This is a genomic window from Varibaculum sp. GTC20041 (assembly GCF_055387755.1).
On sequence record NZ_AP041144.1, the window covers coordinates 1,107,607 to 1,132,553 of the forward strand.

20 protein-coding genes are annotated in these 24,947 nt (G+C 50.8%); 5 read left to right on the forward strand and 15 right to left on the reverse strand.

Translation table 11 applies throughout. The features are described from left to right. Positions 1-22: 22 nt before the first annotated feature. Positions 23-1,984, reverse strand: coding sequence for an excinuclease ABC subunit UvrC (gene uvrC, locus ACZ5BI_RS04755; RefSeq protein WP_464896764.1), 1,962 nt, complete (start codon positions 1,982-1,984; stop codon positions 23-25). 269 nt (positions 1,985-2,253) lie between these two features. Here uvrC and gdhA point away from each other — a divergent pair, with 269 nt between their 5' ends. Continuing rightward, complete coding sequence (gene gdhA, locus ACZ5BI_RS04760) at positions 2,254-3,591, forward strand: NADP-specific glutamate dehydrogenase (protein ID WP_464896765.1); 1,338 nt, start codon at positions 2,254-2,256, stop codon at positions 3,589-3,591. A gap of 27 nt (positions 3,592-3,618) precedes the next feature. Here gdhA and ACZ5BI_RS04765 read toward each other — a convergent pair whose 3' ends face one another. Together ACZ5BI_RS04765 and ACZ5BI_RS04770 are read right to left on the reverse strand one after the other, a co-directional pair. Further along, positions 3,619-4,350: a zinc ribbon domain-containing protein gene (locus tag ACZ5BI_RS04765; protein WP_464896766.1), complete on the reverse strand. Its 732-nt coding sequence runs from the start codon at positions 4,348-4,350 to the stop codon at positions 3,619-3,621. A gap of 11 nt (positions 4,351-4,361) precedes the next feature. Continuing rightward, positions 4,362-5,186 (reverse strand): Nif3-like dinuclear metal center hexameric protein, encoded by an 825-nt coding sequence (locus ACZ5BI_RS04770; RefSeq protein WP_464896767.1) that lies wholly within the window; start codon positions 5,184-5,186, stop codon positions 4,362-4,364. Between the two features lie 188 nt (positions 5,187-5,374). Between ACZ5BI_RS04770 and ACZ5BI_RS04775 the strand changes: the two genes are divergently transcribed. After that, the gene (locus tag ACZ5BI_RS04775; protein ID WP_464896768.1) at positions 5,375-6,859 is read left to right on the forward strand and encodes a DUF1846 domain-containing protein; all 1,485 of its coding nucleotides are present in this window, start codon (positions 5,375-5,377) and stop codon (positions 6,857-6,859) included. Positions 6,860-6,947: 88 nt separating this feature from the next. Here ACZ5BI_RS04775 and pyrB read toward each other — a convergent pair whose 3' ends face one another. Next, entirely contained in the window at positions 6,948-7,988 is a 1,041-nt protein-coding gene (gene pyrB, locus ACZ5BI_RS04780; protein ID WP_316086754.1) for an aspartate carbamoyltransferase, read from the reverse strand. Between the two features lie 310 nt (positions 7,989-8,298). On the opposite strand from pyrB, the gene ACZ5BI_RS04785 reads away from it, so the two are divergent. Then, positions 8,299-9,195: a DMT family transporter gene (locus ACZ5BI_RS04785; protein ID WP_278605491.1), complete on the forward strand. Its 897-nt coding sequence runs from the start codon at positions 8,299-8,301 to the stop codon at positions 9,193-9,195. A 57-nt stretch (positions 9,196-9,252) separates the two neighbouring features. Here the strand turns inward: ACZ5BI_RS04785 and purF are convergent, their stop codons facing one another. The 6 genes from purF to ACZ5BI_RS04815 form a co-directional block, all read right to left on the reverse strand. Then, positions 9,253-10,704 (reverse strand): amidophosphoribosyltransferase, encoded by a 1,452-nt coding sequence (purF, locus tag ACZ5BI_RS04790; RefSeq protein WP_278608762.1) that lies wholly within the window; start codon positions 10,702-10,704, stop codon positions 9,253-9,255. Between the two features lie 10 nt (positions 10,705-10,714). Continuing rightward, positions 10,715-11,908 carry a phosphoribosylamine--glycine ligase gene (gene purD, locus ACZ5BI_RS04795; RefSeq protein WP_464896769.1) on the reverse strand — a complete coding sequence of 398 codons (1,194 nt, stop codon included), beginning with the start codon at positions 11,906-11,908 and terminating at the stop codon, positions 10,715-10,717. Positions 11,909-11,947: 39 nt separating this feature from the next. Beyond that, positions 11,948-12,931, reverse strand: coding sequence for a phosphoribosylformylglycinamidine cyclo-ligase (gene purM, locus ACZ5BI_RS04800; RefSeq protein ID WP_278608760.1), 984 nt, complete (start codon positions 12,929-12,931; stop codon positions 11,948-11,950). A gap of 86 nt (positions 12,932-13,017) precedes the next feature. After that, positions 13,018-13,728 carry a phosphoribosylaminoimidazolesuccinocarboxamide synthase gene (gene purC / locus ACZ5BI_RS04805; RefSeq protein WP_024058777.1) on the reverse strand — a complete coding sequence of 237 codons (711 nt, stop codon included), beginning with the start codon at positions 13,726-13,728 and terminating at the stop codon, positions 13,018-13,020. A gap of 32 nt (positions 13,729-13,760) precedes the next feature. Then, a complete protein-coding gene (gene purE / locus ACZ5BI_RS04810; protein WP_024058776.1) occupies positions 13,761-14,231 on the reverse strand; it encodes a 5-(carboxyamino)imidazole ribonucleotide mutase in 471 nt (156 codons plus the stop codon). Beyond that, the gene (locus ACZ5BI_RS04815; protein WP_464896770.1) at positions 14,222-17,668 is read right to left on the reverse strand and encodes a phosphoribosylformylglycinamidine synthase; all 3,447 of its coding nucleotides are present in this window, start codon (positions 17,666-17,668) and stop codon (positions 14,222-14,224) included. Before ACZ5BI_RS04815 ends, purE begins: the two co-directional genes overlap by 10 nt. A gap of 392 nt (positions 17,669-18,060) precedes the next feature. Here ACZ5BI_RS04815 and ACZ5BI_RS04820 point away from each other — a divergent pair, with 392 nt between their 5' ends. Beyond that, a complete protein-coding gene (locus ACZ5BI_RS04820) occupies positions 18,061-18,369 on the forward strand; it encodes a thiamine-binding protein (protein WP_311525052.1) in 309 nt (102 codons plus the stop codon). A gap of 165 nt (positions 18,370-18,534) precedes the next feature. On the opposite strand, the gene ACZ5BI_RS04825 is transcribed toward ACZ5BI_RS04820, so the two are convergent. The 3 genes from ACZ5BI_RS04825 to relB form a co-directional block, all read right to left on the reverse strand. After that, on the reverse strand, positions 18,535-18,990 hold the full coding sequence (locus ACZ5BI_RS04825) for a cupin domain-containing protein (RefSeq protein ID WP_024058773.1): 456 nt from the start codon (positions 18,988-18,990) through the stop codon (positions 18,535-18,537). Positions 18,991-19,426: 436 nt separating this feature from the next. Next, complete coding sequence (locus ACZ5BI_RS04830; protein ID WP_024058772.1) at positions 19,427-19,702, reverse strand: type II toxin-antitoxin system RelE family toxin; 276 nt, start codon at positions 19,700-19,702, stop codon at positions 19,427-19,429. Continuing rightward, entirely contained in the window at positions 19,699-19,926 is a 228-nt protein-coding gene (gene relB / locus ACZ5BI_RS04835; RefSeq protein WP_024058771.1) for a type II toxin-antitoxin system RelB family antitoxin, read from the reverse strand. The genes ACZ5BI_RS04830 and relB overlap by 4 nt, the downstream gene beginning before the upstream one ends. 596 nt (positions 19,927-20,522) lie before the next feature. On the opposite strand from relB, the gene ACZ5BI_RS04840 reads away from it, so the two are divergent. Continuing rightward, a complete protein-coding gene (locus ACZ5BI_RS04840) occupies positions 20,523-21,560 on the forward strand; it encodes a hypothetical protein (protein WP_464896771.1) in 1,038 nt (345 codons plus the stop codon). Between the two features lie 353 nt (positions 21,561-21,913). Here the strand turns inward: ACZ5BI_RS04840 and ACZ5BI_RS04845 are convergent, their stop codons facing one another. Further along, a complete protein-coding gene (locus tag ACZ5BI_RS04845) occupies positions 21,914-23,080 on the reverse strand; it encodes a hypothetical protein (RefSeq protein ID WP_464896772.1) in 1,167 nt (388 codons plus the stop codon). A 197-nt stretch (positions 23,081-23,277) separates the two neighbouring features. After that, complete coding sequence (guaA, locus tag ACZ5BI_RS04850) at positions 23,278-24,810, reverse strand: glutamine-hydrolyzing GMP synthase (protein WP_464896781.1); 1,533 nt, start codon at positions 24,808-24,810, stop codon at positions 23,278-23,280. Between the last annotated feature and the right edge of the window lie 137 nt (positions 24,811-24,947).

Sequence of the window (24,947 nt, forward strand, 5' to 3'; positions counted from 1 at the left end):
GTATGCAACGAAGCGCGCGAACTTACCGGCTATCGGCAAGAGATTGATAAATCTGTCGTGCCATTACCTGGCCAATACCCTCAACTTGCGCGATTTCACTTTCTTCGGCTCCCCGCAGCCGCTTTAAGGAACCAAAGTGTTTTAACAAGGCCTTTTGCCGTACTGGGCCTAACCCCGGAACCGTATCTAACACCGATTTCCGCATGGTTTTGCCACGTTTTTTCCGATGTGCAGTAATCGCAAAGCGATGGGATTCATCCCGCAAGTACTGCAAAAGATAAAGCGCTGGGGAGGTGCGAGGCAAGATAACTGGATAATCTGATCCCGGTATCCAAACTTCTTCTAGACGCTTGGCTAATCCAATCACACTCACATTGGCGTCTACGGCTTCCAGGGCTTTTTGCGCCGCATTCACCTGGGGCGCTCCCCCGTCTACCACGATTAAGTCCGGAGGATAAGAAAAACGGCGCAGGTTACGTTCCCCAGAGCTTTCGGTACTTACTAATTGTCTTTGTGCTTCCGCTTCTTCCTGACGCAGCCTGGCAAAACGCCGGGTGAGGACTTCGTTCATAGCTTTGGTATCGTCGGCAGAATCCGAAGGGGTGCTTTGGATATTAAAGCTACGGTAGGCGCGTTTTAAGGGAGCCCCATCTTCGAATACCACCATCGAACCTACTTGGTGTGCGCCTTGAGTATGGGAAATATCGTAGCCCTCAATCCTCAAAGGAGCATCCGTTAACTCTAAATACTCTTGCAATTGGCGTAAGGCTTCGGAACGTTGCGTTAAATCTCCTACCCGTTTAGTTTTATGTAACCGCAAAGCTTGCCCAGCATTTTCCGCCACAGTTTCCATGAGGGAGCGTTTCGGTCCACGCTTCGGTACCCTAATTTCGACTTTTTTCCCGCGAATGTCACTTAGCCAGGCACTCAAGGTGGCTGCGCTGGCGGGCAATACCGGCATCAAAACCTCGGCCGGGATGGCCTGGGTAGGAGTATGCTCCACGTCATCTACACTTTTAGCGGGGGCTACCACCTTATTTAATTGGCGATATTCCCCGTAAGTCTGTTCTAAGAAACTCTCTAGCATTTCTGGCAGATCGCTATCTTCCGGAGTGTCCACTACCCACCCGCGCTCTCCGCGGATCCGGCCTGCACGTACGTAAAACACTTGCACTATCATTTCAAGATCATCTTTGGCGAAGGCGTAAACATCCGCGTCCACCCCCTCGTCCAGCACTACTGTATTCTTTTCACTAACTTTTTCGAGGGCGCGCAGCTGGTCGCGTAGTTTCGCCGCCTGTTCGAAATCCAACCGCGAAGCGGCCTGTTCCATTTCGCCTTGTAAACGGGAAGTAAAAGGCTCGGTTTTCCCATCTAGGAAAGAGCTTACCTGCTCGGCTAGCTTGCGGTATTCTTCACTGGAAATCTTGCCTACACAGGGGGCAGAGCATTTATCGATGTATCCTTCCAGACAGGGTCGTCCCAGCGCCTGCGAGCGGTTAAAAACTCCCTTGGTGCACGAGCGCAGCGGGAAAACTTTACGCAGTAAATCCATGGTTTCCCGAATCGCCCACACCTGGGTATAGGGACCAAAATAACGCGAGTTTGCTCGGCGCCGTTCCCGCGTAATGTGGATCCGGGGATACTCTTCACCCAGGTTTATTGCCAGATAGGGATAGGATTTGTCATCGCGATACATTACATTGAAACGCGGCGCAAACTCTTTTATCCACGAATACTCTAGGGATAATGCCTCTAGCTCGTTCCCGACCGTCACCCATTTTACAGCTGCTCCCGTGGTTACCATTTTTCGGGTGCGCGGATGCAGTGAGTCTAAGGGCTGAAAATAGTTAGCTAGGCGGTTACGCAAGTTCACAGCTTTACCCACGTAGATAACCCGCCCATTTTTATCCAGAAAACGATAAACCCCGGGACTGGGGGGTATATCTGCCGGAGACGGCCGGTAGGACGCAGGATCAGCCATGGTCTTAGGATACCTGGCGCGCGACAGCTTTATTATCGCCCATTGCCCAAGTTCAGCTAGCAGAGAGCGGCAGTTGGATTCAAAGAATATGCCCTAAGTCCCGTTCTCAACGCTACGAATTGTGAGAAAGGTAAAAAAGCTAATGCTTTAGTCAAAATGTGGATAGCAGTGGTATCTTTTCGGCTAGGAATGAAAACCTTAAGAGGTAGTAGCGGGCGTTGAGCTAAAGCAGCCAACGAAGCTCACCAAATAGTTTAAGGAGGCGCTTGATGAGCAGTGTTGTGGAAAAGGTTTACGATGAAGTTCTTGATCGTAACCCTAATGAACCCGAATTTCACCAGGCAGTACGGGAGATTCTAGAATCCATTGGTCCCGCGGTAGAAAAGCATCCCGAGTTCGTTGAAACTAAACTTCTTGACCGGCTGGTAGAGCCGGAACGCCAGATCCTTTTCCGGGTTCCTTGGGTGGACGATAATGGCGAAGTACAGGTTAATCGGGGTTACCGTATTGAGTTCAACTCCGCACTCGGTCCCTATAAAGGAGGCCTGCGTTTCCACCGGTCGGTGAACCGTTCGATCTTGAAATTCTTAGGCTTTGAACAAATCTTCAAAAATGCGCTGACCGGTCAGGGCATTGGTGGCGGAAAAGGCGGATCAGACTTTGATCCTCACGGACGCTCCGACACCGAAGTAATGCGCTTTTGCCAACAGTTTATGACTGAGCTTTATCGACACATTGGGGAATACACCGATATCCCCGCCGGTGACATCGGGGTTGGGGGACGCGAAATTGGCTACCTATTCGGTATGTATAAGCGGCTAACCAACCGTTTCGAAACCGGAGTGCTAACCGGTAAGTCTCTTTCTTGGGGCGGATCCCAAGCTCGTACGGAAGCCACCGGTTACGGGGCAGTACTATTTGCCCAAAGAATGTTACAAACTCGGGGACTCGACCTAGAGGGACAGCGGGTAATGATTTCCGGCGCCGGAAATGTAGCGATCTATGCGGCGGAAAAAGCGAAACAACTAGGCGCGAAAGTCGTGACGGTTTCCGACTCTTCTGGCTGGGTTCTAGATGAAGACGGGATTGATGTCCAGCTACTCAAACAGGTTAAAGAGGTAGAACGGGCGCGGCTAACCGAGTATGCCAAGCGTAAACCGGGGGTTACCTACCATTCCGGAACTAAGCCTTGGGCAGTTGGGGGAACCGTGGCACTCCCCTGCGCTACCCAAAACGAACTTACTTCGCAGGACGCCAAGCGTTTACTTGACGGTGGGGTAAAGGTAGTGGCTGAGGGCGCAAACATGCCTTGCACCCCTAACGCCACCAGCTTGTTCCAAGATTCCGGGGTGCTATTTGCTCCCGGTAAAGCCGCAAATGCGGGCGGGGTCGCCACTTCGGCCTTGGAAATGAGCCAAAATGCTTCCCGCGCCTCTTGGGATTTTGAGAAGGTAGAAAAAGAACTCACCAAGATCATGCACAACATTCACGACGAATGCGCGCAAACCGCCGAAGAATATGGCCACGCCGGTGACTATGTAATGGGCGCTAATATTAATAGCTTCCTGAAGGTGGCTCACGCCATGATGGAGCAAGGCATCGTTTAAAACCCCACTTGTATAACTAAACAGTGACTATTGCGGGCAGCGAATTAGCAGATAACCTTCGTCCTCGGAGGTAATAATTTCTTCTGGTTTCGCTGCCCGCAAGTGCGCGATTTCCGCGACCGAAAAAGCCAGATCATATCCAACTGGTCTTCCGTCAACTACTTTCACTGCTCCTACTCCCCCGGTTTGTCCGCGTACCTGCTCGTAAAGAGCTAACAACTGGGTATCTAGGGGGCTCGCTTTTTCTTCCCGCTCACTTTCTAGCTGCTGCAACTGGGCAGTGATTTGCGAGTTTTCTACTCCAACTTCGTCTTTTAATCGCGAAATCTCTTGGGCGTGTTCCTGTTTGCGCTGGGTGATTTGCTGCTCGAGATCCTCTAGCTGCTCCAGCTCGCCCATCAGCGCAAGCATTTGCTCCTCTAGATCATCGATTCGCTGGTGCATCTGCTGAATTTCTTCTTGCAAGCTAACCAGCTCTTTAGGGGTTCCCGCACCCGCATCTAAGCGTTCCTGTTGAGTATGCAGGCGATTTTGGATGCTTGTCAGGTCATTTTCCAGGCTGGTAATTTCCCGCTGTTTATCGGTTTTAAGCGCTGACAGTTGCGTGTGTTTGTCGTCCAACTTACGGTCTTTTTCACTCAGCTTCGCTAGCTGCGCCAATTGAGGCATTTTCTTGAGCCGAAACCGTAATCTGGCAATCTTAGTGTCCAGCTCTTGCAAATCTAGTAAAGCCAGCTGGTCTTTCCAAGGCGCTTCCATTGCTTTCTCCTCTAACTCTCCAATGTTTTCGGCGCTATCCGCGCTGCCCAGGGATCAGTGCAAATCTTGGAGACCTCCACCGTCAGTTCTCCAACAAAACTATGTTCTAGTTGCCGAGCACAAGCAGGTACCCACGACCATTCACTTGCCCAGTGAGTGGCACAAATAAGATAGGGTTTGCCCGCCTCTAAATGCTCAGAGGCGGGATGATGGCGCAAGTCAGCACAAATATAGACATCTGCTCCTGCCTGGCGTGCGTCCTCCAAGAAAGAATCACCGCTACCGCCGCTAACTGCGATCCTTTGCACCTTCGCGTCCAGATCTCCTCCCACTAAGATTCCGGCTGGGCACGCCGGTAAAGCCTGCCCAACCTGTTGCGCATAATCTTTAAGCGGCAAGGCGGCGGGTAAATCTCCAATCCGCCCGGTGCCGGTATGCTCGCTAAGGGGAAGCAACGGACGAGTATTTTCCAATCCCACCGCAGCGGCTAGGCAATCAGCTACCCCACCCTCTGCGGAATCAGCGTTGGTGTGCGCGTTGAACAGCGCAATCCCGTTTTCTATTAGCCGGTGGATTAGGCACCCCTTCGGATCGGTAGCTGCCACAAAAGAAGTACCCCGCAAATAGAGGGGGTGGTGGGTAACAATAAGTTGCGCCCCGACCTCAATTGCTTGCTCCAGAACTTTGGCTACCGGATCCAATGCTACCAGTACTTTATCGATTTCAGAATCTGGATGCCCGGTAATCAATCCCACCCGATCCCATTCTTCAGCTAAATGGGGAGGATACAGTTCCTCTAGGCGTTCCACCAGGCGACTTAGCTTTACACTCACCATTCGATCCTAATAGAAAAACGAGAAGCAGAGAGAACCCGCGCCCCATTACCTAGGATTGTCGACTTCTTTTTGGCTCTTGGCAGGTACAGAAAACCCCTATTTGCTGCCAGGTTTACCGCCGGCGTTGCACCCACTATTATGGGTAAGGGCGCATGACCCCCGTTAAGTTGACAAACAGGAAGGGTCCTATGCGGATTGGTTTTGATTCTGAGCGTTATATTTCTTCACAATCGCAACATATTGATGAACGTCGCCAGCAGATAGGTGGCAAGCTCTACCTGGAAATGGGGGGCAAACTTTTTGATGATTACCATGCGTCTCGGGTACTACCGGGATTTACTCCCGATAACAAGATCTCTATGCTGGAGCGGCTACGCGATGAAATGGAAATCGTGGTTGCCATCAACGCGAAAGATCTCAACCGGCAAAAAATTCGCGCAGATCTAGGTATCCCCTATGAACAGGATGTTCTCCGCCTGGTAGACGTATTTCGCGAACGGGGCTTTCTGGTAGAAAACATTGTTTTAACCCAGATGGAAGAAGATAACCACAACGCCAAGCTATTCAAAGAACGCCTAGAGCGTTCCGGTCTTAAAGTTGCCCGGCACTATACGATTCCCGGTTATCCCTCCAATACTGAGCTGATCGTTTCGGAGGACGGTTTCGGTCGCAATGACTATGTGGAAACTAGTCGCGATTTGGTAGTCGTGACTGCTCCGGGACCGGGTTCCGGAAAACTCGCTACTTGCCTTTCCCAGATTTACCACGAATATCAGCGAGGTATTAAAGCTGGTTACGCCAAGTTTGAAACTTTCCCGATTTGGAATCTCCCTCTCGATCATCCGGTGAATCTTGCCTATGAGGCCGCCACTGCTGACCTGGACGATGTCAATATGATCGATCCTTTCCACCTGCAGGCCTACGATAAACAGGCGGTTAACTATAACCGGGATGTGGAAGTTTTTCCCTTGCTGCGCTCCTTGCTGCAACAACTAGCGGGCTCTTGCCCCTATCAGTCCCCCACCGATATGGGCGTTAATATGGCGGGCTTTTGTATCAGCGATGATTTAGTTTGTCAGGAAGCGGCTAAACAGGAAGTGGTACGCCGTTACTATCACGCCTTGGGTAATGAGGCAGCTACTCATGCCGAACCCATCGAATCGCATCGGATTGCCATGACCATGGCAAAACTAGGAATCACTAAAGAGTATCGTTACGTAGTCCGCCCAGCTTTGAATCTGGAGGCCGAAACTGAGGCTCCGGCGGCAGCGATGCAGCTAGGTGACGGACGCATTGTTACCGGTAAAACTTCTCCCCTGCTGGGTTGTTGCTCAGCGATGCTACTGAATGCCTTAAAGCTATTGGCCGGCATTGACGAGGAAGTGCAGCTGCTGGCGCCCTCTTCTATTAAGCCCATCCAAACCTTGAAAGTTGACCATTTGGGCGCGCGTAACCCCCGTTTACATACGGACGAGGTTTTAATTGCCCTGTCGGTTTCAGCAGATACTGATGAGAACGCACGCAAAGCGTTAGAAGAACTCGCTCACTTGCGAGATTGCGAAGTACATACCACCACTATTTTAGGTTCGGTTGATACCCAGATATTCCGGAATTTGGGATTACAGGTAACTTCCGAGCCGGTATATGCCCGCAAGACTCTATTTAAGAAATAGGGTTGCCCAAGTAACGCAGGCGCTTTATATAGAACTGACCGGTAGGGGATTTACCCTCCTGCCGGTCAGTTTTAAAAGCTCGATATTTCTAGTCGTCGGGGGTTACTTTCCAGATCTTGTGTTTGGTTTTGGCTTGCACCAATTCTTTCCCGACTCCCATCGTGGTCAGGAACATTGCCATCCGTACCAAGACCCCATTATCGGTTTGCTTAAAAATAGACAGCCCCGGTAGATCATCCACATCGGTCGACAGGTCAAGAGCGTTGGGGCGGGAATCTCGCGGCAACGGGTGACAGATAACGATGTCATGCGCTCCCGCCTCCTCTAACATCGCCTTATCTAGTAGGCACCCCTGCAATTCTTTCGACTTAGCCAGCTCTTCAGTCATCCGTTCGCGCTGCACCCGGGTGGCGTAAACCGTATCTGCGCCCTCCAAAGCCTCAATCTGGTTATTGCAATCGATTACTCGCCCGCCTCGTGAAATCGCATACTCGGCGATTTCTCGGGGCAGCTCCAGGGAAGGCGGGGAGAATAGCCGGAAAGTCACCCCCTCATACAAGCTCATCAATTTCATTAGAGAATGGACGGTACGCCCGTATTTCAGATCCCCCATAATCGCAATGGTGCTTCCGTCAAGAGTTTTTCCACGTTTGCCCAGTTCTTTACGCATAGTAAACACATCTAGGAGGGCTTGAGACGGGTGCTCGCCAGAACCATCTCCGGCGTTAAGTACCGGTACCACCGAATGACGGGCGAATTCGGCTACTGAACCAGCATCGGGATGGCGCACAACTAGAACATCCGTGAAGCCGGAAACCACGCGGGAAGTATCGGCGATTGATTCTCCTTTAGCCATAGAAGAGAAAGTAAAGCCGGTAGTAGTTTCTACTTCCCCGCCCAACCGCAAGAAGGCGGATTCAAAGGATAGGCGGGTACGAGTCGAGGGCTCGAAGAATAGGGAACACAAAACGGCACCATCTAGCACCGTGCAGATTTGTTTCCGCTGCGCGACAGGACGCAAGAACTCGGCAAGATCGAAGAGTTCCCCCAGGTTTTTGCGATCAAATTGCCCAACCGAAATTAGGTGTTGTCCTACCCCGAAACGCGGGAAATCATAGTCTTCCGGCATGCTTTTGCCCTTTCCAACTGAGTGTTTTTGATAAAAAAATGCCCCGCCGCAGCGGGGTGAAAATGGAAATAGAAACCTCAGGTAGTTGCCGCCACCGTCTGATTCCCATCACGCTCCTAACGTTTTCCTGAAGGAAGAATAGCACATGGTTACCTCTCCTAATACCTTTAAGCCCGATAGAGGGCAGCTTTTGTGTCCTCTTTCTCCTTACTAATTCCTATAAGGTGCCGCAGTACACACCCTCACAAATGGCTTTGCGCCAACTAAGCCTCCTAGAATCGAATGACGGTGAAAATCAAAGGGGGATGATTTGAAGGGACTCAATCGCTACTATCTGCAGTCTCTAGCAGTTTTAGCGCTGATACTAACCACCGCTTTTTGGGGTTCTACCTTTTTCCTGATCAAAGACCTGCTGACTACGATGACCACCTTATCTTTTCTAGGGGTTAGGTTCGTGATCGCGGGAGCACTTTCGGCAGTGATATTTTTTCCTCGCTTAAAGAGGGCTAGCCGAAAAGTCTGGCAACATGCTTTTGCGCTAGGTGCAGTCTATTCCGCGGCGCAAGTCTTACAGACCAAAGGTTTAGAGAGTGCCGATGCCTCGGTGGTAGGTTTCATTACCGGCTTGTATGTAGTGATCACTCCCCTGCTAGTGTGGTTGCTTTTCAAAGAAAAAATTAAGCCAGTAAACCTAGCTGCTGCCCTGGTGGCGATGGCCGGATTAATGGTTTTGAGTCTTGATGGATTCTCCATTGGTTTCGGGGAACTATTAACTCTGGCGGGAGCAGCTCTTTTTGCCCTCCACATCGTACTCACCGCTCGCTGGGCCGCCAAAGACGATCCCATAACTTTAGCTGCCATCCAATTAATCGCGATTGGTGTTTTCTGTTTTCTAGCGGCTCTGCCTTTTGGTCTGCAGTTACCCCAGGACGCTAGACAGTGGACAGTGCTGCTTTACACGGTGGTGTTCGCAGCCATCGGAGCCTTAATCATGCAGACCTGGGCGCAAAAACACCTGCGTCCTACTAAGGCGGCAGTAGTAATGACTATGGAACCGGTGTTCGCGGCAGCCTTTGCGGTTCTTTTTGGGGGCGAGGACGTGACCTCGCGAATGATCGTCGGGGGTTCCTTAGTAGTTGCGGCTATGCTTGCCACCGAGCTTATCCCCGCTTATCGCGCGCGCGATAAGATCCGTGCCGGCGAATAGAAAAGCTGTTGGAACAGCTCCTACAGCTGGGCAGCTTGCTAAAGCAAAGCGGGGATTCTAGGCAGAGAAGTTCTTTTGAATCTCGGTTTGAGTCTCTAGATATTCCTGTTCATAGCTGCCCAGCCCGGCCGGATAGTGACCGGCGAAAGAATCCATACAGAGGCCTCCGTATTTACCAGGCAGGTTCAGCCCCACGGAGGCCACCAACCCCGGTATCGACAGGTACCCTAAGGAATCTGCCCCCAAATGATCTCGTAGCTCTTCCACATTCATATGGGCGCTAATCAGTTCTGCTGAGTTGGAAACGTCAATCCCGTAGAAACTGGGGAAAATAAACTCCGGAGAAGCGATCCGCACGTGTACCTCGCGGGCACCGGCATCTTTTAGCAGCTTGACGATCCGCCGAGAAGTAGTACCTCGGACAATAGAATCATCTACCATCACTACCGATTTACCTTCTACGATCCCTTTGACCGCAGAAAGCTTCATCAGTACCCCTTTTTCCCGCAGCGACTGTTTGGGCTGAATAAAGGTACGAGTCACGTATTGGTTTTTCACTAGCCCCATTTCATAGGGCAGGTGGGCAGCTTCTGCATAGCCAGAGGCCGCCGACAGCGAGGAGTTTGGCACCCCAATGACAATATCTGCACCGGGAGTAGGCTGCTCGTGTGCTAAAGTCATCCCACATTGTTTGCGCACCGCATGAACATTTTTCCCTAAAATATTGGAGTCGGGGCGAGCGAAATAAATATATTCCATGGCGGCCACGCAAGTGTCTGCCGGCGGACAGTAGCGTTCGATCTTTAGTCCGTCCTCATCAATAATCGCGATTTCCCCGCCGCGCAGATCCCGATAAAACTCAGCTCCTATCAAGTCCAGGGCGCAACTTTCACTGGAGATTACCCAACCGCCGCGGGTCTTCATCTTTCCAATTACCAGTGGTCGTAAGCAGTGCGGATCCACGATCCCGTACATGGTGTCGTCATTCATAATCAGGTAGCTAAATCCACCCCGTAGCCGCTGCAAGGCTGCACAGAGCCGCTCGTAAAAGCTGCCTTGTTCGCGCATAATCAAGTGCATTAGCACTTCTGAATCCGAGTTCGAGTTAAATAGCGAACCTTGGCGTTCTAACTCAACTTTTAGATCCGGAGAGTTCACCAGGTTGCCATTATGCGCCAGGGCAATATTCCCGTTATGCATATGAAATACGAAGGGCTGCAGATTGCAGCTCCAGTTATTACCGGAAGTTGAGTAACGCACATGTCCAATACCGCATGAACCGCTTAGCTTTGCCAGCCGTATGGGATCATCGAAAACCTCACTAACCAGACCTTTTGCCTTTTTAACCCTAATGGTTTCCCCATCGGAGACTGCAATGCCCGCACCTTCTTGTCCGCGATGTTGCAAAGCATGTAGACCGTAGTAGATCAGGCTAGAGGCGTCCGGGGAGCCGTAGATCCCAAAAACTCCGCACTCTTCTCCAAGGTTATTAACGATTTGAGCGGTCATGTTTCCCTCCCTAGATAACATCCGCACCGATATCTTTACGATAGGTTTTACCCTCAAAATCTACTTTTTGGGCATTTTCGTAAACCACCTGGCGGGCAGCTTCTAAAGTGTCCGCGCGAGCTACTAGATTCAACACTCGCCCTCCATTGGTATACGCTTTTCCGTTTTCGTGGCGCACTCCCGCTTCCAGGTAATCCACGCCCTCTAGACCGGTAATCTCTTTACCTTTTTCATAGCTGCCCGGGTAGCCTCCCGAAGCCAACACCAGGCAAATAGCTTTTTGATCGCGGATTCTAATATCAGTAGGTTCCAGGCGCCGCTCCATACAGGCCACCAGCAGCTGATAAAAATCCCCCTCAACCAGGGGTAACACTACTTGCGTTTCCGGATCCCCGAAACGCATATTGTATTCCAGCAGGTAAGTGCCGTTATCGGTGAGCATCAGTCCAAAGAAAATACATCCGGCAAACTCGAGACCTTCTGCTTGAATTCCTTTTAAGGTAGGAGCCAAAATATCACGTTCAAACTCTGCGTGCCGCTGCGCAGTGTAGAAGGGATTGGGGGCAAAAGTGCCCATTCCGCCGGTATTGGGGCCGGTCTCGCCCTCCCCTATTTTCTTGTGGTCTTTGGCGGAAACTAACGGGAAGATCCCCTTTTCGTTGGCTAGACTGAGAATCGAGGCCTCTTTACCCACCAAGAATTCTTCCAGCACCACCTTTTCGCCGGCTTGCCCGAAGCGCTGGTCCACCATGATTTGAGAGATAGCGTTTTTTGCTTCTTCGGCAGTTTGGCAGATAATCACGCCTTTACCGGCGGCTAACCCGGAGGCTTTGACCACAACCGGTAAGTTAAAATCAGCTAGCCCCGCCATCGCGTCCTTCGGATCGGCAAAGGTTTCGTAGCGAGCTGTTTTCACCCCGTATTTTTTCATAAAGTCTTTGGCATAGGCTTTGGAGCCTTCCAGACGAGCCGCCGCTTTACCCGGGCCAAATAGTTTCATGCCGGCCTGGCTAAACAGATCTCCAATCCCGGCAACTAACAGATCTTCGCTGCCCACAATAGTTAGATCCGCAGCGAACTCCTGGGCAGTGCACAAGATTTCCTGCATATCTAAGGACGTGGTTTGGGCAATTTCGTGGGCTCCCAGGGCGCGCTTAATAGCGTTTTCGCGTCCCCCGTTGCCTACTATCAGAATCTTTGCCATCAGTATTATCTCTTTTCTATCCGGCTTTGCTGCTTGCGGTCAGAGCAGGCAGATTCGGGTCTCAGCAGGACTGTCGCATTGCTCTTTGCTAAAGATTTCTCCGATTTGATAGGCCTCGGGCAGCGACGCGGTTAGTTTCGATAATTCCTCTGGGGGAATCACCAGAGTGAAGCCCACTCCCATATTGAAGGTTCCCCACATTTCGCTTTCGGGTACCGCTCCAAATTCTTCGCGTTTAAAGATGGCGGGAATACGAACTTTTTCTTTTTCAATCCGCGCACAAAGACCTTCAGGAATAATCCGCGGTACGTTTTCCTCTAACCCTCCTCCGGTAATATTCGCCAGCCCGTGGATCTCTACTTTTTGCTCCAGCAACGACAGGATTTCGGGAACATAGATTTTGGTGGGAGTCAGCAACTCTGCAGGGAAAGGATCTTTAAACAGCGCCCTCACCAGGGAGAACCCGTTGGAATGCAGCCCAGAGGAAGGAAGAGCTACCACTACATCGCCCTCTTTAATCGCCGAGCCATCGATAATATTGGCCTTTTCTACCACTCCAACGGTAAAACCGGCCATATCGTATTCGCCGCTTTGATAAAAGCCGGGCATCTCCGCAGTTTCGCCCCCGATTAGCGCTGCCCCCGCCTGCTTGCATCCGGCAACTATTCCCGCAACCAGCTGCGAGGAGACCTCTGCGTCTAGCTCGGAACAGGCCAAATAATCTAAGAAAAACAGCGGCCGCGCCCCATGACAGAGCACATCGTTGACGCACATGGCCACCAGGTCTATCCCTACGGTGTCGTATTTTTTTAAGGAGAAAGCAATTTTCAGTTTGGTGCCCACACCATCGGTACCGGAAACTAGGACGGGTTCCTGGTATTTACCGAGTTCGTAGAGGGCAGCAAATGATCCTAGGGAACCCAATACCTGTTTATTTTGGGTGGAGGCAACCATTTGCTTTAACCGGCGCACATGCTCATATCCTGCTTCTTTATCAACACCGGCATCTTTATAACTGACCATATTCTGTCTTTTTCCTTGCCCTAAGTAGCGGCCTGTCTCCTGGGGGTGGAAGTGTTACCTCCACCCCCAAGGATCTGCTCTAAAATCTATTTCTTGGTAATCCGATGCAGGATTTCTTTATAGGCTTCTTCGATCCCGCCCATATCCCGGCGGAAACGATCCTTATCCAGTTTCTTCTTGGTTTCCGCATCCCACAGCCGGCAAGTATCAGGGGTAATTTCGTCGGCTAGCATCAGGTTCCCGTCCTTGTCGCGACCGAATTCGATCTTGAAGTCCACCAGGAGGATACCTTCCTTCTTAAAAGCATCAGACAGGATCTGGTTAATCTTGGCGGTTACCTCCAGGATTTCTGCCACCTCTTCTTCAGTAGCCGCCCCAATAGCCACCGCGTGATCGGAGTTGATCAGCGGATCGCCCAAGTCGTCATCCTTATAGGAGAACTCTTGAATCATTTTCTTCGGCATGGTGCCTTCTTCTAGCCCCAGGCGTTTAGCCATAGAACCGGCAATAATATTGCGAGTGATGACCTCTAGTGGCACAATATCTAACTTCCAGCACAGCTGCTCGCGCTCATTGAGCTTTTCAATGAAATGAGTTTTTACTCCCTGCGAGGCCAGCATTTCAAACAGGTAGCTGGTGAGCTCATTGTTGATAATGCCTTTATCAGCAATGGTGCCTTTCTTTTCACCGTTACCGGCAGTGGCATCATCCTTGTAATAAACAATTACCTTATCGGGATCATCAGTGGCATAGATTTTCTTGGCTTTGCCCTCGTACAGGAACTCTTTCTTTTCCATTATTGGCCTTCTTTTTATCTAAAATTATTCTGTTAAAAACTAACCGGGTCAGCAGTAAACTTTTGCTTCATGTTCGCACGATACTCTTTTAGCTGTGCAGCTACCTGATCGTTGCTGGTGCCAATAATCTGCACCGCGGCCATGGCGGCATTATAGGAATTATTGATTCCCACCGTAGAAACCGGGATTCCTTTCGGCATTTGCACGATTGAGTAGAGGGCGTCTTGACCACCTAAGGCCGCGTCTAAAGGTACCCCGATTACCGGGATCGTCACTTTAGAGGCAATTACCCCGGGTAGGTGTGCCGCTAGCCCTGCCCCGGCGATAATGGCTTTCGCCCCCGAATCCACGGCCTCTTTTAGAATATTCTCTAAAAGTTCCGGTACCCGATGCGCCGAAGCGATATACGCTTTATATTCCAATCCGAACTCGTCTAAACATTTGGCCGCGCCCGCCATTTTTTCTTTATCGGAGGCGGAACCAAAAATGATTGCTACATCCATCGGAAATAATTAACCCCGTTTCTGAATAGGTTTTGTTCTATTTCGGGACAGTAGTTGAGGTATAGACCGCTACCGCTCCTTTCTGAATGACCCATCTTTCCCAGGATTTGTCCCTGATGAGCCAACAGCCCTTCGATTCCGAAGGAAGATCCATTGGGGTTTTCCCCTAAATACTTAGTAGCTATCTGTCCCGAGGCCGAGCATTCGCGGTACTGCTCAGGGCTCATGACTACTCGTCCTTCGCCATGAGAAATCGGTATATGGTGGACTTCTCCCACATCAAAGGAACTGAGCCAGGGGGAAGCTACCGATGCAATAGCCGTATGGACGATTTTGGCGACGTGGTGACCGCTGTCGTTTGCGGCCAAGGTCGGTGAATCCGGATCTAAATCCCGAATCTGTCCGTAGGGAAGCAATCCGGATTTGATTAGCGCCTGGAAACCATTGCAGATTCCCAGAATCAGACCGCCTTTGCGCAGTAGGGAGTGGACGGCTTCTTTAACCTGTTCTTGGCGCAGCACCGAAACGATGAACTTTGCCGAGCCATCGGGTTCGTCGCCCACGGAGAAGCCCCCAGGCAGTGCCAAAATATCGGCTTGCTCGATTTTCCGGGCATAGGAGGCAGCATCCCGATAAACCTCGGTTACTACTTGCGCACCCTCGCACGCGAAGGCACGAGCCATATCGTATTCACAGTTAGTACCGGGGAAGATGGGGATAAATACCTGCGGATTTTGTTTTCTATAAGGCGCATGGCGCGGTTTAGTCAGGCAGGTTTCACTAGACCTAGAAATATCGTTTGGAAGCTGGCTGCCAGCGGTCGGGAAAATATCTGCCAGGGGCTGTTCCCAAGCTTGTTGTAAAGCTGCCAGATCTAAGCGTTGCCCGTTAATGGAACTATCTGACCAGCTACCGGTGTATCCCAACAGCGGTAAGTCCAAATGCTGATCGGTTTCGAGCAGGAAACTGCCATAGCGGGAAGCAAATAGATCTTCTTCAGTATCGATGCTGAACCCGATCCGGTTTCCGAAAGCCATTTTTGGTAGCGCCTCTGCGATCCCTCCATATCCGAGGGCATATGCCGAGAGGGGATTAATCGCTTGCAACTTATCAAGGGCGGCTTGGAAAGATTCCAGGTCTACTGCCCCCAGTTCATCGGTCTGCACTGGCAGCAGGTAGAGACGGTGATTACGAGCTTTAAATTCCGGGGTGCGCAGTTTATCCGCTTCCTGCATACCGATCGCAAAACTAACCAAAGTAGGCGGCACATGCATGTCTTCGAAAGTGCCGGACATGGAATCTTTGCCCCCGATAGAGGCCAGGTGGAAGTGGCGCAAAACGCGGTTAGCTCCTAGCAGAGATTCCACCACGGTTCCCCACTTCTCGGGGTCTTCGCTCAGGCGCTGGAAATATTCTTGGAAAGTGAAATACAAGTCGTGGTAATCCACCCCGGCTGCGGCCAGGCGCGACATGGATTGCACTACGGAAACGATGGCGCTGTGATAGGGGCTAAGTTCGGCTAGCGAAGGTTCAAAACCGTAGGCCGCTACTGAGGCTACCTCGGCCTGTCCGTCCTCTAGAGATACCAGCTGCGCGCTTACCTGCGAGGGGGTGCGCTGGAATTTACCGCCATAGGGCAAAGTTAACGTGGTGGCACCAATCGAGGAATCGAAGATTTCGTTGAGTCCGCGCTGGGAACAAATATTTAAATCTGCCAGGTTATTTTGCAGTTTTTCCTGTAGGTTCGCCCCGGATACGCTGCGCCGGGTAGATATTTCCCCGCTAGATGCGGCTTTAAACTTAGCTTGGGAACGCACCCCGTTGGTATCGAGGAAGTCCCGGGAAATATCTACAATAGTTTCTCCCAGGTAATGCATCACCAGGCGCCGCTCTGCATTCACGGTCGCCACGTGGGTTACTTCTACGTCTTCACTTTCGCAAGCATCATAGAAGAACTGCAAGTCTTCGGGGTCTATGCACACTGCCATCCGCTCTTGAGATTCCGAGATCGCTAACTCGGTACCATTTAGCCCCTGGTATTTGACCGGTATCCGGTCGAGTTCTATTTCCAAGCCGGGAGCCAGTTCTCCGATCGCAACGGAGACTCCTCCCGCCCCAAAGTCATTACATTTCTTAATCCGCTTGGCGACCTCGCCTCTGCGGAAGAGCCGCTGAATCTTGCGTTCAATAATCGGGTTACCTTTTTGTACCTCTGCCCCACAGGTTTGGGAGGAGTCTCGAGTGTGGGTTTTTGAGGATCCGGTAGCTCCCCCAATCCCGTCACGTCCGGTGCGTCCTCCGATTAGCAAAATCAAGTCGCCGGGGGCAGGTTCTTCGCGAATAATGTTCTCTGCGGGAGCTGCTCCTACTACAAAGCCGAGTTCGAGGCGTTTTGCCCGATAACCGGGGTGATATATTTCCTTAACATAGTTGGTGGCCAGCCCAATCTGGTTACCGTAGGAGGAATATCCGGCGGCTGCTCGCTGGGTGATTTCTTTACTGGATAGTTTGCCTTCGATGGGGTCTGTTATGCGGGGATCGGCGCTGCCAGAAATACGCATTGCCTGGTAAACGAAGGTACGTCCCGATAAGGGGTCACGTATAGCTCCCCCAATACAAGTAGAAGCCCCACCGAAAGGTTCGATCTCGGTGGGGTGATTGTGGGTTTCGTTCTTGAACTGCAGGATGTACCGCTCGCCGCCCACAGTTACATATACCGAACAGGCGTTAATTTCGTTGGAGACTTCCTGGTTCTTTACCTTTTCCCGTTTAGCCGCCAAGGTGGCCAAATCCATCAAGGTAATCGGTTTTTCACTATTGCGTTCTTCTAGGTAGCGATCCCATTCTTCCTGCAGGCGATCCGCGTAAGGACCGCTAAAAGCGGCATCGGTGAGCTCAGTTTCAAACGTGGTGTGGCGACAATGGTCTGACCAGTAGGTATCGATTACTTTAATTTCAGTTTCGGTAGGTAGACGCCCGATACTGTCGAAATAGCCTTTGATGAACAGCAAGTCTGCTTTGGTCATCGCCAAAGCAGCATTTTCATAGTAGTCTTCGGTGATTTCAATACTGGGAGGCAATTGCCGATTAGGAACGTAAGTTTCGTTTTCCAGCACCGACATATCTTTAAGCCGCATCTCGATGGGATTGAATTCAACCTTGCCGGTATGCCCGTATCCGCATTTGACAGTAGCTTCATAGCCTTGCAACTGTAGACATTTTTCCGCGGCATCGGCACGCTGGTCGAATTGTCCCGGTAGGTATTCGAGGACGTAGTAGTCATCGATATCAATCTCGTCAAGCACCAGATCCTGGTTGATCTCAGCGAATACGGTGTACTTGGCTTTTTCCAGTGCAGCCGCGTCAAGACCAAAAATGTCATAGACATTGAACTGGGTAGTATCGTTCTTTTTCCTTACGAAAATCCGCTTATTCAAAGTCTTCCCTTATATGAAATAGCTGCCCGGTATGAAATTTTGCGCGCGGTATCGGGAAGTCGTCTGAATTCTCACCCACTACCCAACCGCATCCCCCTGACCTCTGGTAAAACCTGCTGCCCGGGGAGCCTGTTAGTTGCTTGCCCGGGACTTATGGAAACAAGCCCGCAGGAACCAACTACCCTTTTAGCCTACCAGGGGCAGCGCCTGGCGTACTAATCAGCTACTAGAAACCAACAAGCAATTTGTGTCAGCTTTTCTCGATTTTCTTAGTGCCGAGGAAGTACTTGGGCTTGGTGGGACTGCTTTCACATGAACGAGAATCAGGATAAAGGGTTGGGAACTTGGATCTGCTAGTCAGTTTCGCTAGCAGAGGTACTAAAGTAAAAAATATGTTAGTTGCATTTTCTATTACTCCTTCCGCCTCTGACGCTGAGGGCGGAGTTCATGACGCAGTTGCTGCCGCGGTAAAAGTTATTCGGGATTCGGGACTACCTAACCGTACGGATTCCATGTTCACCACTATTGAGGGCGAGTGGGATGAATGTATGCAGGTAATAAAGGACGCCTGTGAAGCGGTATCGCGTTTTGCTCCGCGGGTGTCTTTAGTGCTAAAAGCGGATATTCGTCCTGGCCGCAGCGGTGAAATGACCGCGAAACTAACCCGTCTAGATGCCGCGCTCAATAAGTTACAGTCCTAGAGTAAGCTGCTTAAAAATCTGGGTTAAAGCCTAATATCCGTTAGTAAAAAATCTGGTGGCGCCGCCCCGATTTCAGGGCGGCGCCACCAGATTTTATTTACTAACGCTCACGCAGTAAGTAACCAAAGTTAGCTACCTACTGAAGTCGTCTACTAGATAAATAAGCTATTTACCTAGCTGTACGGTCCATTCGGGAGGAACGTCCTTGCCGGATTCCTCGTCCTTTTCCGCCTGAGCGAAAGTCTCTTGTACGATTCCCTTCGCATGGTGGGAAGGCGAATAAACTGCATAAACCTTCATCGGTTCATCACCGATGTTAATAATGTCGTGCCATTTGCCGGCCGGTACCATTACCGCCCAGCCATCGCCGACTTCTTGTTCAAAGGTGAGGTTATCTTCCGCATCCCCCATTACCACTTTGCCTTTACCAGCATCTAGGCGCAGGAACTGATCGTTGTCAGGGTGTACTTCCAGGCCGATGGATTCACCTACCGGGATAGACATCAGGGTTACCTGCAGGTATTTCCCGGTCCAGGCGGTGGTACGATAGTTGGTATTTTCTTTGGTCTCGGTTTCTAAATCGAAGCTATAGGGCTCCGGTCCATTGTCATGAACTGCCATGAGTATTTTCCTTTCAACAGCCTTTCAGATCGTTCTCTTCCATGCTATCCAGGCTGAAACCAGGTCGCAGCACTTCCCGGGGAATATCGCTACCAGCGTTGAAACCGATTTTGTTCATTTTGAGAATATCAAGAGGCTGGTCAGTGTCTATGGTCTGACTTATTTAGTTTTCATTTTGCTGCTGATAGTGCTTGCTAGAGCGAGTTTATGCCGAATTTTTCCCCTGACGAAGATAGTAATGCTGGCGGCATCCCGGATCCTCTAATGGTTATCCTGCGGGAAAGATAACCGTCTTTGAACCAAACCCCTCGTCGGGCAACATGGACAAAATCCAAACACAAACAACGATTACGGGACACGAAATCACAGATTTTAATAGCAGTTATTAGCAGCAGCTCAGTTCTATTTTCAGCAAAGTAATAGTCGCTTTTTCTAGTCAGCGACTCTGCCTGTAAACTTTGCTGCGATGGGCGACCTCAAAAGCTAGTACTATCAACTCATCATCTTTTATTTCGCACAAAACCCGGTAGTTTCCTATTCGATAGCGCCAGGAACCCGCAAGGTTAGCACTAAGTGCTTTTCCTTTTTCTCTCGGATTCTCACACTGGGAAATATTTTTCCGCAGCCAGGAGGTAATCAGTTTCGCAGTTGGTTTATCTAACTTGGAGAGTTGTTTGACTGCATGGGGTGAAATCACCAATTTCCAACTCACAATCCCAGCATCTCTTCCACTTGATCTAGGTCGTAGCTAACTGGATTGGCATCATATTCCGCCTTAGCCTTTTGGTAGGCGGCAACATCTATTTCATTTTCAATCTGTTCCAATACGCACTGCCGCATGAATTGGGAAGTGTTCATTCCGATTATTTGTGCGTAATCAGCTATCAAAGATTTTTCCGCCTGGCTTAACCGCACAGTCATAGTAGCTTCTAACATCGACACCCTCCTTCGTATTACATTGTAACTCGAAGGAGAGTATCAACGCTATAGCTTTTTCGGATTACGGAACGTAGAGGGAGCCACTCCCCCAGTCAATCTTTTACAGACGTTGCTATTTGCTAGTTTTCGGCAAAACACCCAACTCCTTATACGCAGTGATAGCTGGGTAAACAGGCAGGTACTTGATTTCAATAATATCTCTGGGAAGGTAGTCCTCTTTTTTCTATTGAGGACGGTTTGGGCTTGTTAGAGTGGTGATATGTCGAAGTTTTCCCCTGATGAAGATAGTAATGCTGGCAGCTCCCACGGATCCCCGAATGGATTTCCTTCAACACCCCCACCAGCCCCTCCGGTTTACCCAATTCAACCAACATATGCTACTTCTCCCGGACAGCCGGTACCTCCTGCATACCATGTCTCGCAGACGACACCTCCTACCTATCCTGGGCAACCGGTACCTCCTTACTATCCGGTGCAGCCGGCTCCTGGTGGAAAAGCTAAATCGCGACGGGCTTTAATAGTCTCCTTGTGTGTATTGCTAGTGCTTGCGGTTTGTGCTTTCGGGATTACCCTATACAAGTTATTTAGCAGTGATGATTCTTTGGCGGTGGGGGTCAAACCAGACCAAAGACACCATAAAAACCAACCAAAACCAGAAATACCACTTCAAAGAACAAATTTACGCCGATAAGCACCTGATAGTTGGAGCTAGCCCTTCGGCCACTAACGCTAGGCAGATCGTTGCCTATAACCCGGAAACCAGCAAACTATTGTGGGTGCAAAACTTGGAAAAGCCCGCTGCAGTCACCTGTGACGGCAAAGGAATCTATACCACCAGTATCGCTCAAGATTCCCCCTCACAGCCCACCCAAAGCTCGCAGAATACTACCGAAAACGCAGAATCTGCAGAAACTAATCCTCCCACCCCAAAGGAATCCTCCGAGCTAGAAGTTATGACCTTGATCGGCAGTTCTAAGGCGCAACCTCACCCTGAAAAAGAGTTAAACCCTAGTGAGAGCAAACCAAGTGAACCACCGGTAGCCAAAGACGCCATCAAAAACATTGACTTCGCCAACGCCTATCTACCCACTTTGGGACTTGATGGCTGTTCAGACCAATATTTCTGGAGCAAAAATGATGGCACTCCTATATCGAGAAAAATGCCAGGCGAAACCACCCCCTGCTGGGCAACCATGCAAAACGGGGAATCAATCGAGAAAGTCACTACTCCCTGGGATGAAGGGACACAGCTTCCTGCACTCAAGCTTTCAGAAAACGAAGGGAATAGCTCAAGCTTTTTTGATTCCGGAAGCTTTGCCGCGGACACCAGCAAGCGCTATAACGTGGCATATGGAGATGTAAACGGTGATGGCTACCTCGATGCGCTGCTAATAGCCAATGATTTAGAAGCAGTCAGTTTCCAGTTGGCGATTTTCGATCCCAGCGACCCCAAGCACCCCTATATTTCGATAATTGGGGGCACTCAAGAACCGAATACCGTAAGGATCGAAAACCCGGGAAAAATTACTATTTTCTATCCAGCATCCATGTCGCCTTCAGGAACTAAGCAGACCATAGCGGAAATATCGATTACCGGCAATGAAATTACCGGTTACAAAAAATTCTCCTAATGGCCGGGTAGTATCGGAGGTTTCCTTGAGATATTTACTGGGCTCAGGTAGCCCCGACTTGATAGCAGAAATGTCAATTAAAGGGTTTGAAATCAGCGACTATCACGATTCTTACTCTTCGCTATAGAGCAGGCAATTCTGCCAGACCCTGGCAGAATTGCGGAGTGTCGCGGAATCGCTATTCACCGCTCCGAAGTGGGTAGCTGAGGCGATGCCAGGCTAATGGGGACATTTTCGAGCTCCGAGTAGCTTTTAGTGAAAAATCGGGGTTTCCGCCAGTTAAGTTCAAGCGGAAACCCCGATTTAATAATCCTGATGCCCTAGTTCCGTCTAAGGACGCACCCGATCAGGCACTACTGATTGAACAGTCCCTTGAGATCTTCCAGCTGGTCTACTTGCTGTTGCACTGTATCTTCTATCGCAGCTTTCGCGCTGGAGTGGACGGCATAGGTCGCGGTAGGAACCGCAAGTGCCCCAATTACGAGGGAAACGCAAATTGTCCAGATGATATAGAAAACGGTATGCCGCATCTCCGGGCTTTTATCTTGCGGATACAGTTCTTTTAAGCCTCCGAAGATCAATAGCTCCATAATCAAGAAGGCGGCCGATAACAGTACTTGGAGGATCACTATCAATATCAGTGGCAAAACCGGAATCGGTAGCAGGGAAATCAAGAATATTAGCGCCAGCGCGAACGAGGGCATGACCAGCCCCGTTGCCACTATGGAAGCTACTTGAGTGAAGGTGATGCTACTTTGCTTGGTGCGAGCGGCAGCTAATGCTAATGCCGCCCGCAGAATAACGGCCGCAAATGCCACCAGAGTGAATACGAAGAAGCAAAGGAACCAATACCCGAAATATAAAATGCTATAGGCACCAAATCCCGAGCCGCCGAAAAATCCTCCGGAGAAGATATCGCCGCTGCGTGCTACCAGCACGGAGGCGCTGAGCCCCGCCAATAGGGAAAACAGCAGCGTAATTACCCACCACCAGTGTTTCAACTGAGAGTTGGCTTTTACCCGAAGTTGCCCCTCAGATTTGTGCATAGCCACAAAAGTAGGCCAAATAGCTTTCAAAGCAAGTACAAAATCATTGGGTGTTTTTTGGGGTTGCTGATAACCGGGGAGGTTAGCAACATAAGGAGACTGCATCGCTGCCGGATTCGCGGGCGGATAGCCAGCCTGGGGATACCCCACCATTTCTCCCTGAGGTACCGAAGCTGACGGAGGAAGTGTCTGTGGCATACCGACCATACCTTGCGGCGGATAAGGCGGATACCCAGCGGTAGGCACCGGTTGCGGATATCCTCCTGACGAATATGGCGGATTCATCCCCGCTGGCGGAGCAGGCGGAAGCGGGGGTTGTGCCCCATTAGCAGGGGCTGATGGCTGTGAGGAGCCGGCTGCGGGAGAAAATGAGCTGTTCTCGGAACCAGAGCTGGTACTAGAAGCCAACCTAGTTTCATATCCGTCTGGTTGCTGAGCTTCTTCATCAGGTTGGAAATGGGGTGAGTTACTCAATGTATTTCCTTTCAAATTGTTGCAATATGCAAATTCTAGCATTGTAAAAATCTAAAGGAGGGTTGAGCGAAACCGGTATGACTAACCCATTTCTTTGAGCACCAAAAAAAGGTCAAAACTTTGGCCAGAGTCAACCGATACCTGCCCTCAGCGGCACACTAATCACTGAGGGAAGAATGCTTAATAGCCGATTTCGGTTATTCCCACTCGATGGTCCCTGGGGGCTTGGAGGTGCAATCTAGCACCACCCGGTTGATCTCGGGAACATCCCCGGTAATGCGGTTAGAAATCCGCTCCAGCACGTCGTACGGCAAGCGGAACCAGTCGGCCGTCATCGCGTCCTCGGTTACTACCGGGCGAATCACGATCGGATGCCCATAGGTGCGGGCATCGCCTTGTACCCCGACGCTACGTACATCTGCCAGCAACACCACCGGGCATTGCCAAATCTGGCGATCTAGCCCCGCAGCGGTTAGCTCCTCGCGGACTATCCGGTCAGCAGCCCGCAAAATAGCTAGGTTCTCTTTGGTGAGCTCCCCTAAGATCCGCACGCCCAAGCCAGGACCGGGGAACGGCTGGCGCCACACCAGATTCTCTGGCAAACCTAGCTCTATCCCTAGCGCGCGTACCTCGTCCTTAAAGAGAGTACGCAAAGGCTCGATCAACTCGAACGAGAGATCCTCTGGCAATCCTCCCACGTTGTGGTGAGACTTGATATTGGCGGATCCTTCTCCCCCGCCCGATTCCACAACGTCCGGATATAGGGTTCCTTGCACCAAGAACTTTATTTCTTCTCCGGCTTCGCCGGCTTGTTTTACGAGGGCGCGTTGGGCGTCCTCGAAGGCCCGAATGAATTCCCGGCCGATAATCTTGCGTTTTTGTTCCGGTTCTTTCACTCCGGCCAGCGCCTTTAGGAAACGTTCGGATTCATCTACCGTGACGATCTTGACGCCACTAGAGGCCGCATAGTCACGCTCGACTTGTTCGCGTTCCCCTTCCCGCAGCAGACCGTGGTCTACGAAGATACAGGTAAGTTGATCGCCCACGGCGCGATGTACCAGGGCGGCGGCGACTGAAGAGTCGACTCCGCCAGATAGCCCGCAGATCACTCGGGCATTCCCGACCTTTTCCCGAATCTGGCGGATTTCGTGTTCCTTAATGGACTCTGGATCCCAGTTTGGCTCAAGCCCGGCAGCATTAAACAGGAAATTCTTGATTAATTGGCTGCCGTATTCACTGTGGCGCACCTCGGGATGCCATTGCACTCCCCAAATGGGTCTGCCCTCAATTTCGAAGGCTGCTATTTGGGCACCAAACGAACTGGCCACCACTTTTGCCCTTGCCGGCAGCACTTTGGCCTCATCATTGTGAGACATCCATACCACTTGTTCAGCGGGGGTATCAGCGAATAGGGGGCAGTCGGCAGCAACTTTAGCTTCGGCTTTGCCGTATTCGTGACGTCCGGCGCTGGCAACTTCACCCCCCAACATCTGGGTGAGCATCTGGAAGCCGTAGCAAATTCCCAGGATCGGAACTCCGCTTTCTAGAAGCTGCGGATCAATATGAGGAGAGCCGTCTCTATAGACCGAATGTGGGCCTCCGGAAACGATTAAAGCCAGCGGTTTGCGCGCCAGAATCTGCTCGGCAGAAAGCTTAGGAGAGACAATTTCGGAATATACATGGGCTTCCCGCACCCGCCGCGCAATCAACTGTGCGGTTTGCGCACCCATATCGAATACGAGGACGGGGCGTACCCAGTCAGGACTTGATTCATTCACGTATTCCAGCATAGCGGGAAATTATTACCCTAGGTGCCGCCAACCCAAAAAAACTTTTTCACCAATGATCAAAAACTTACACATTACTT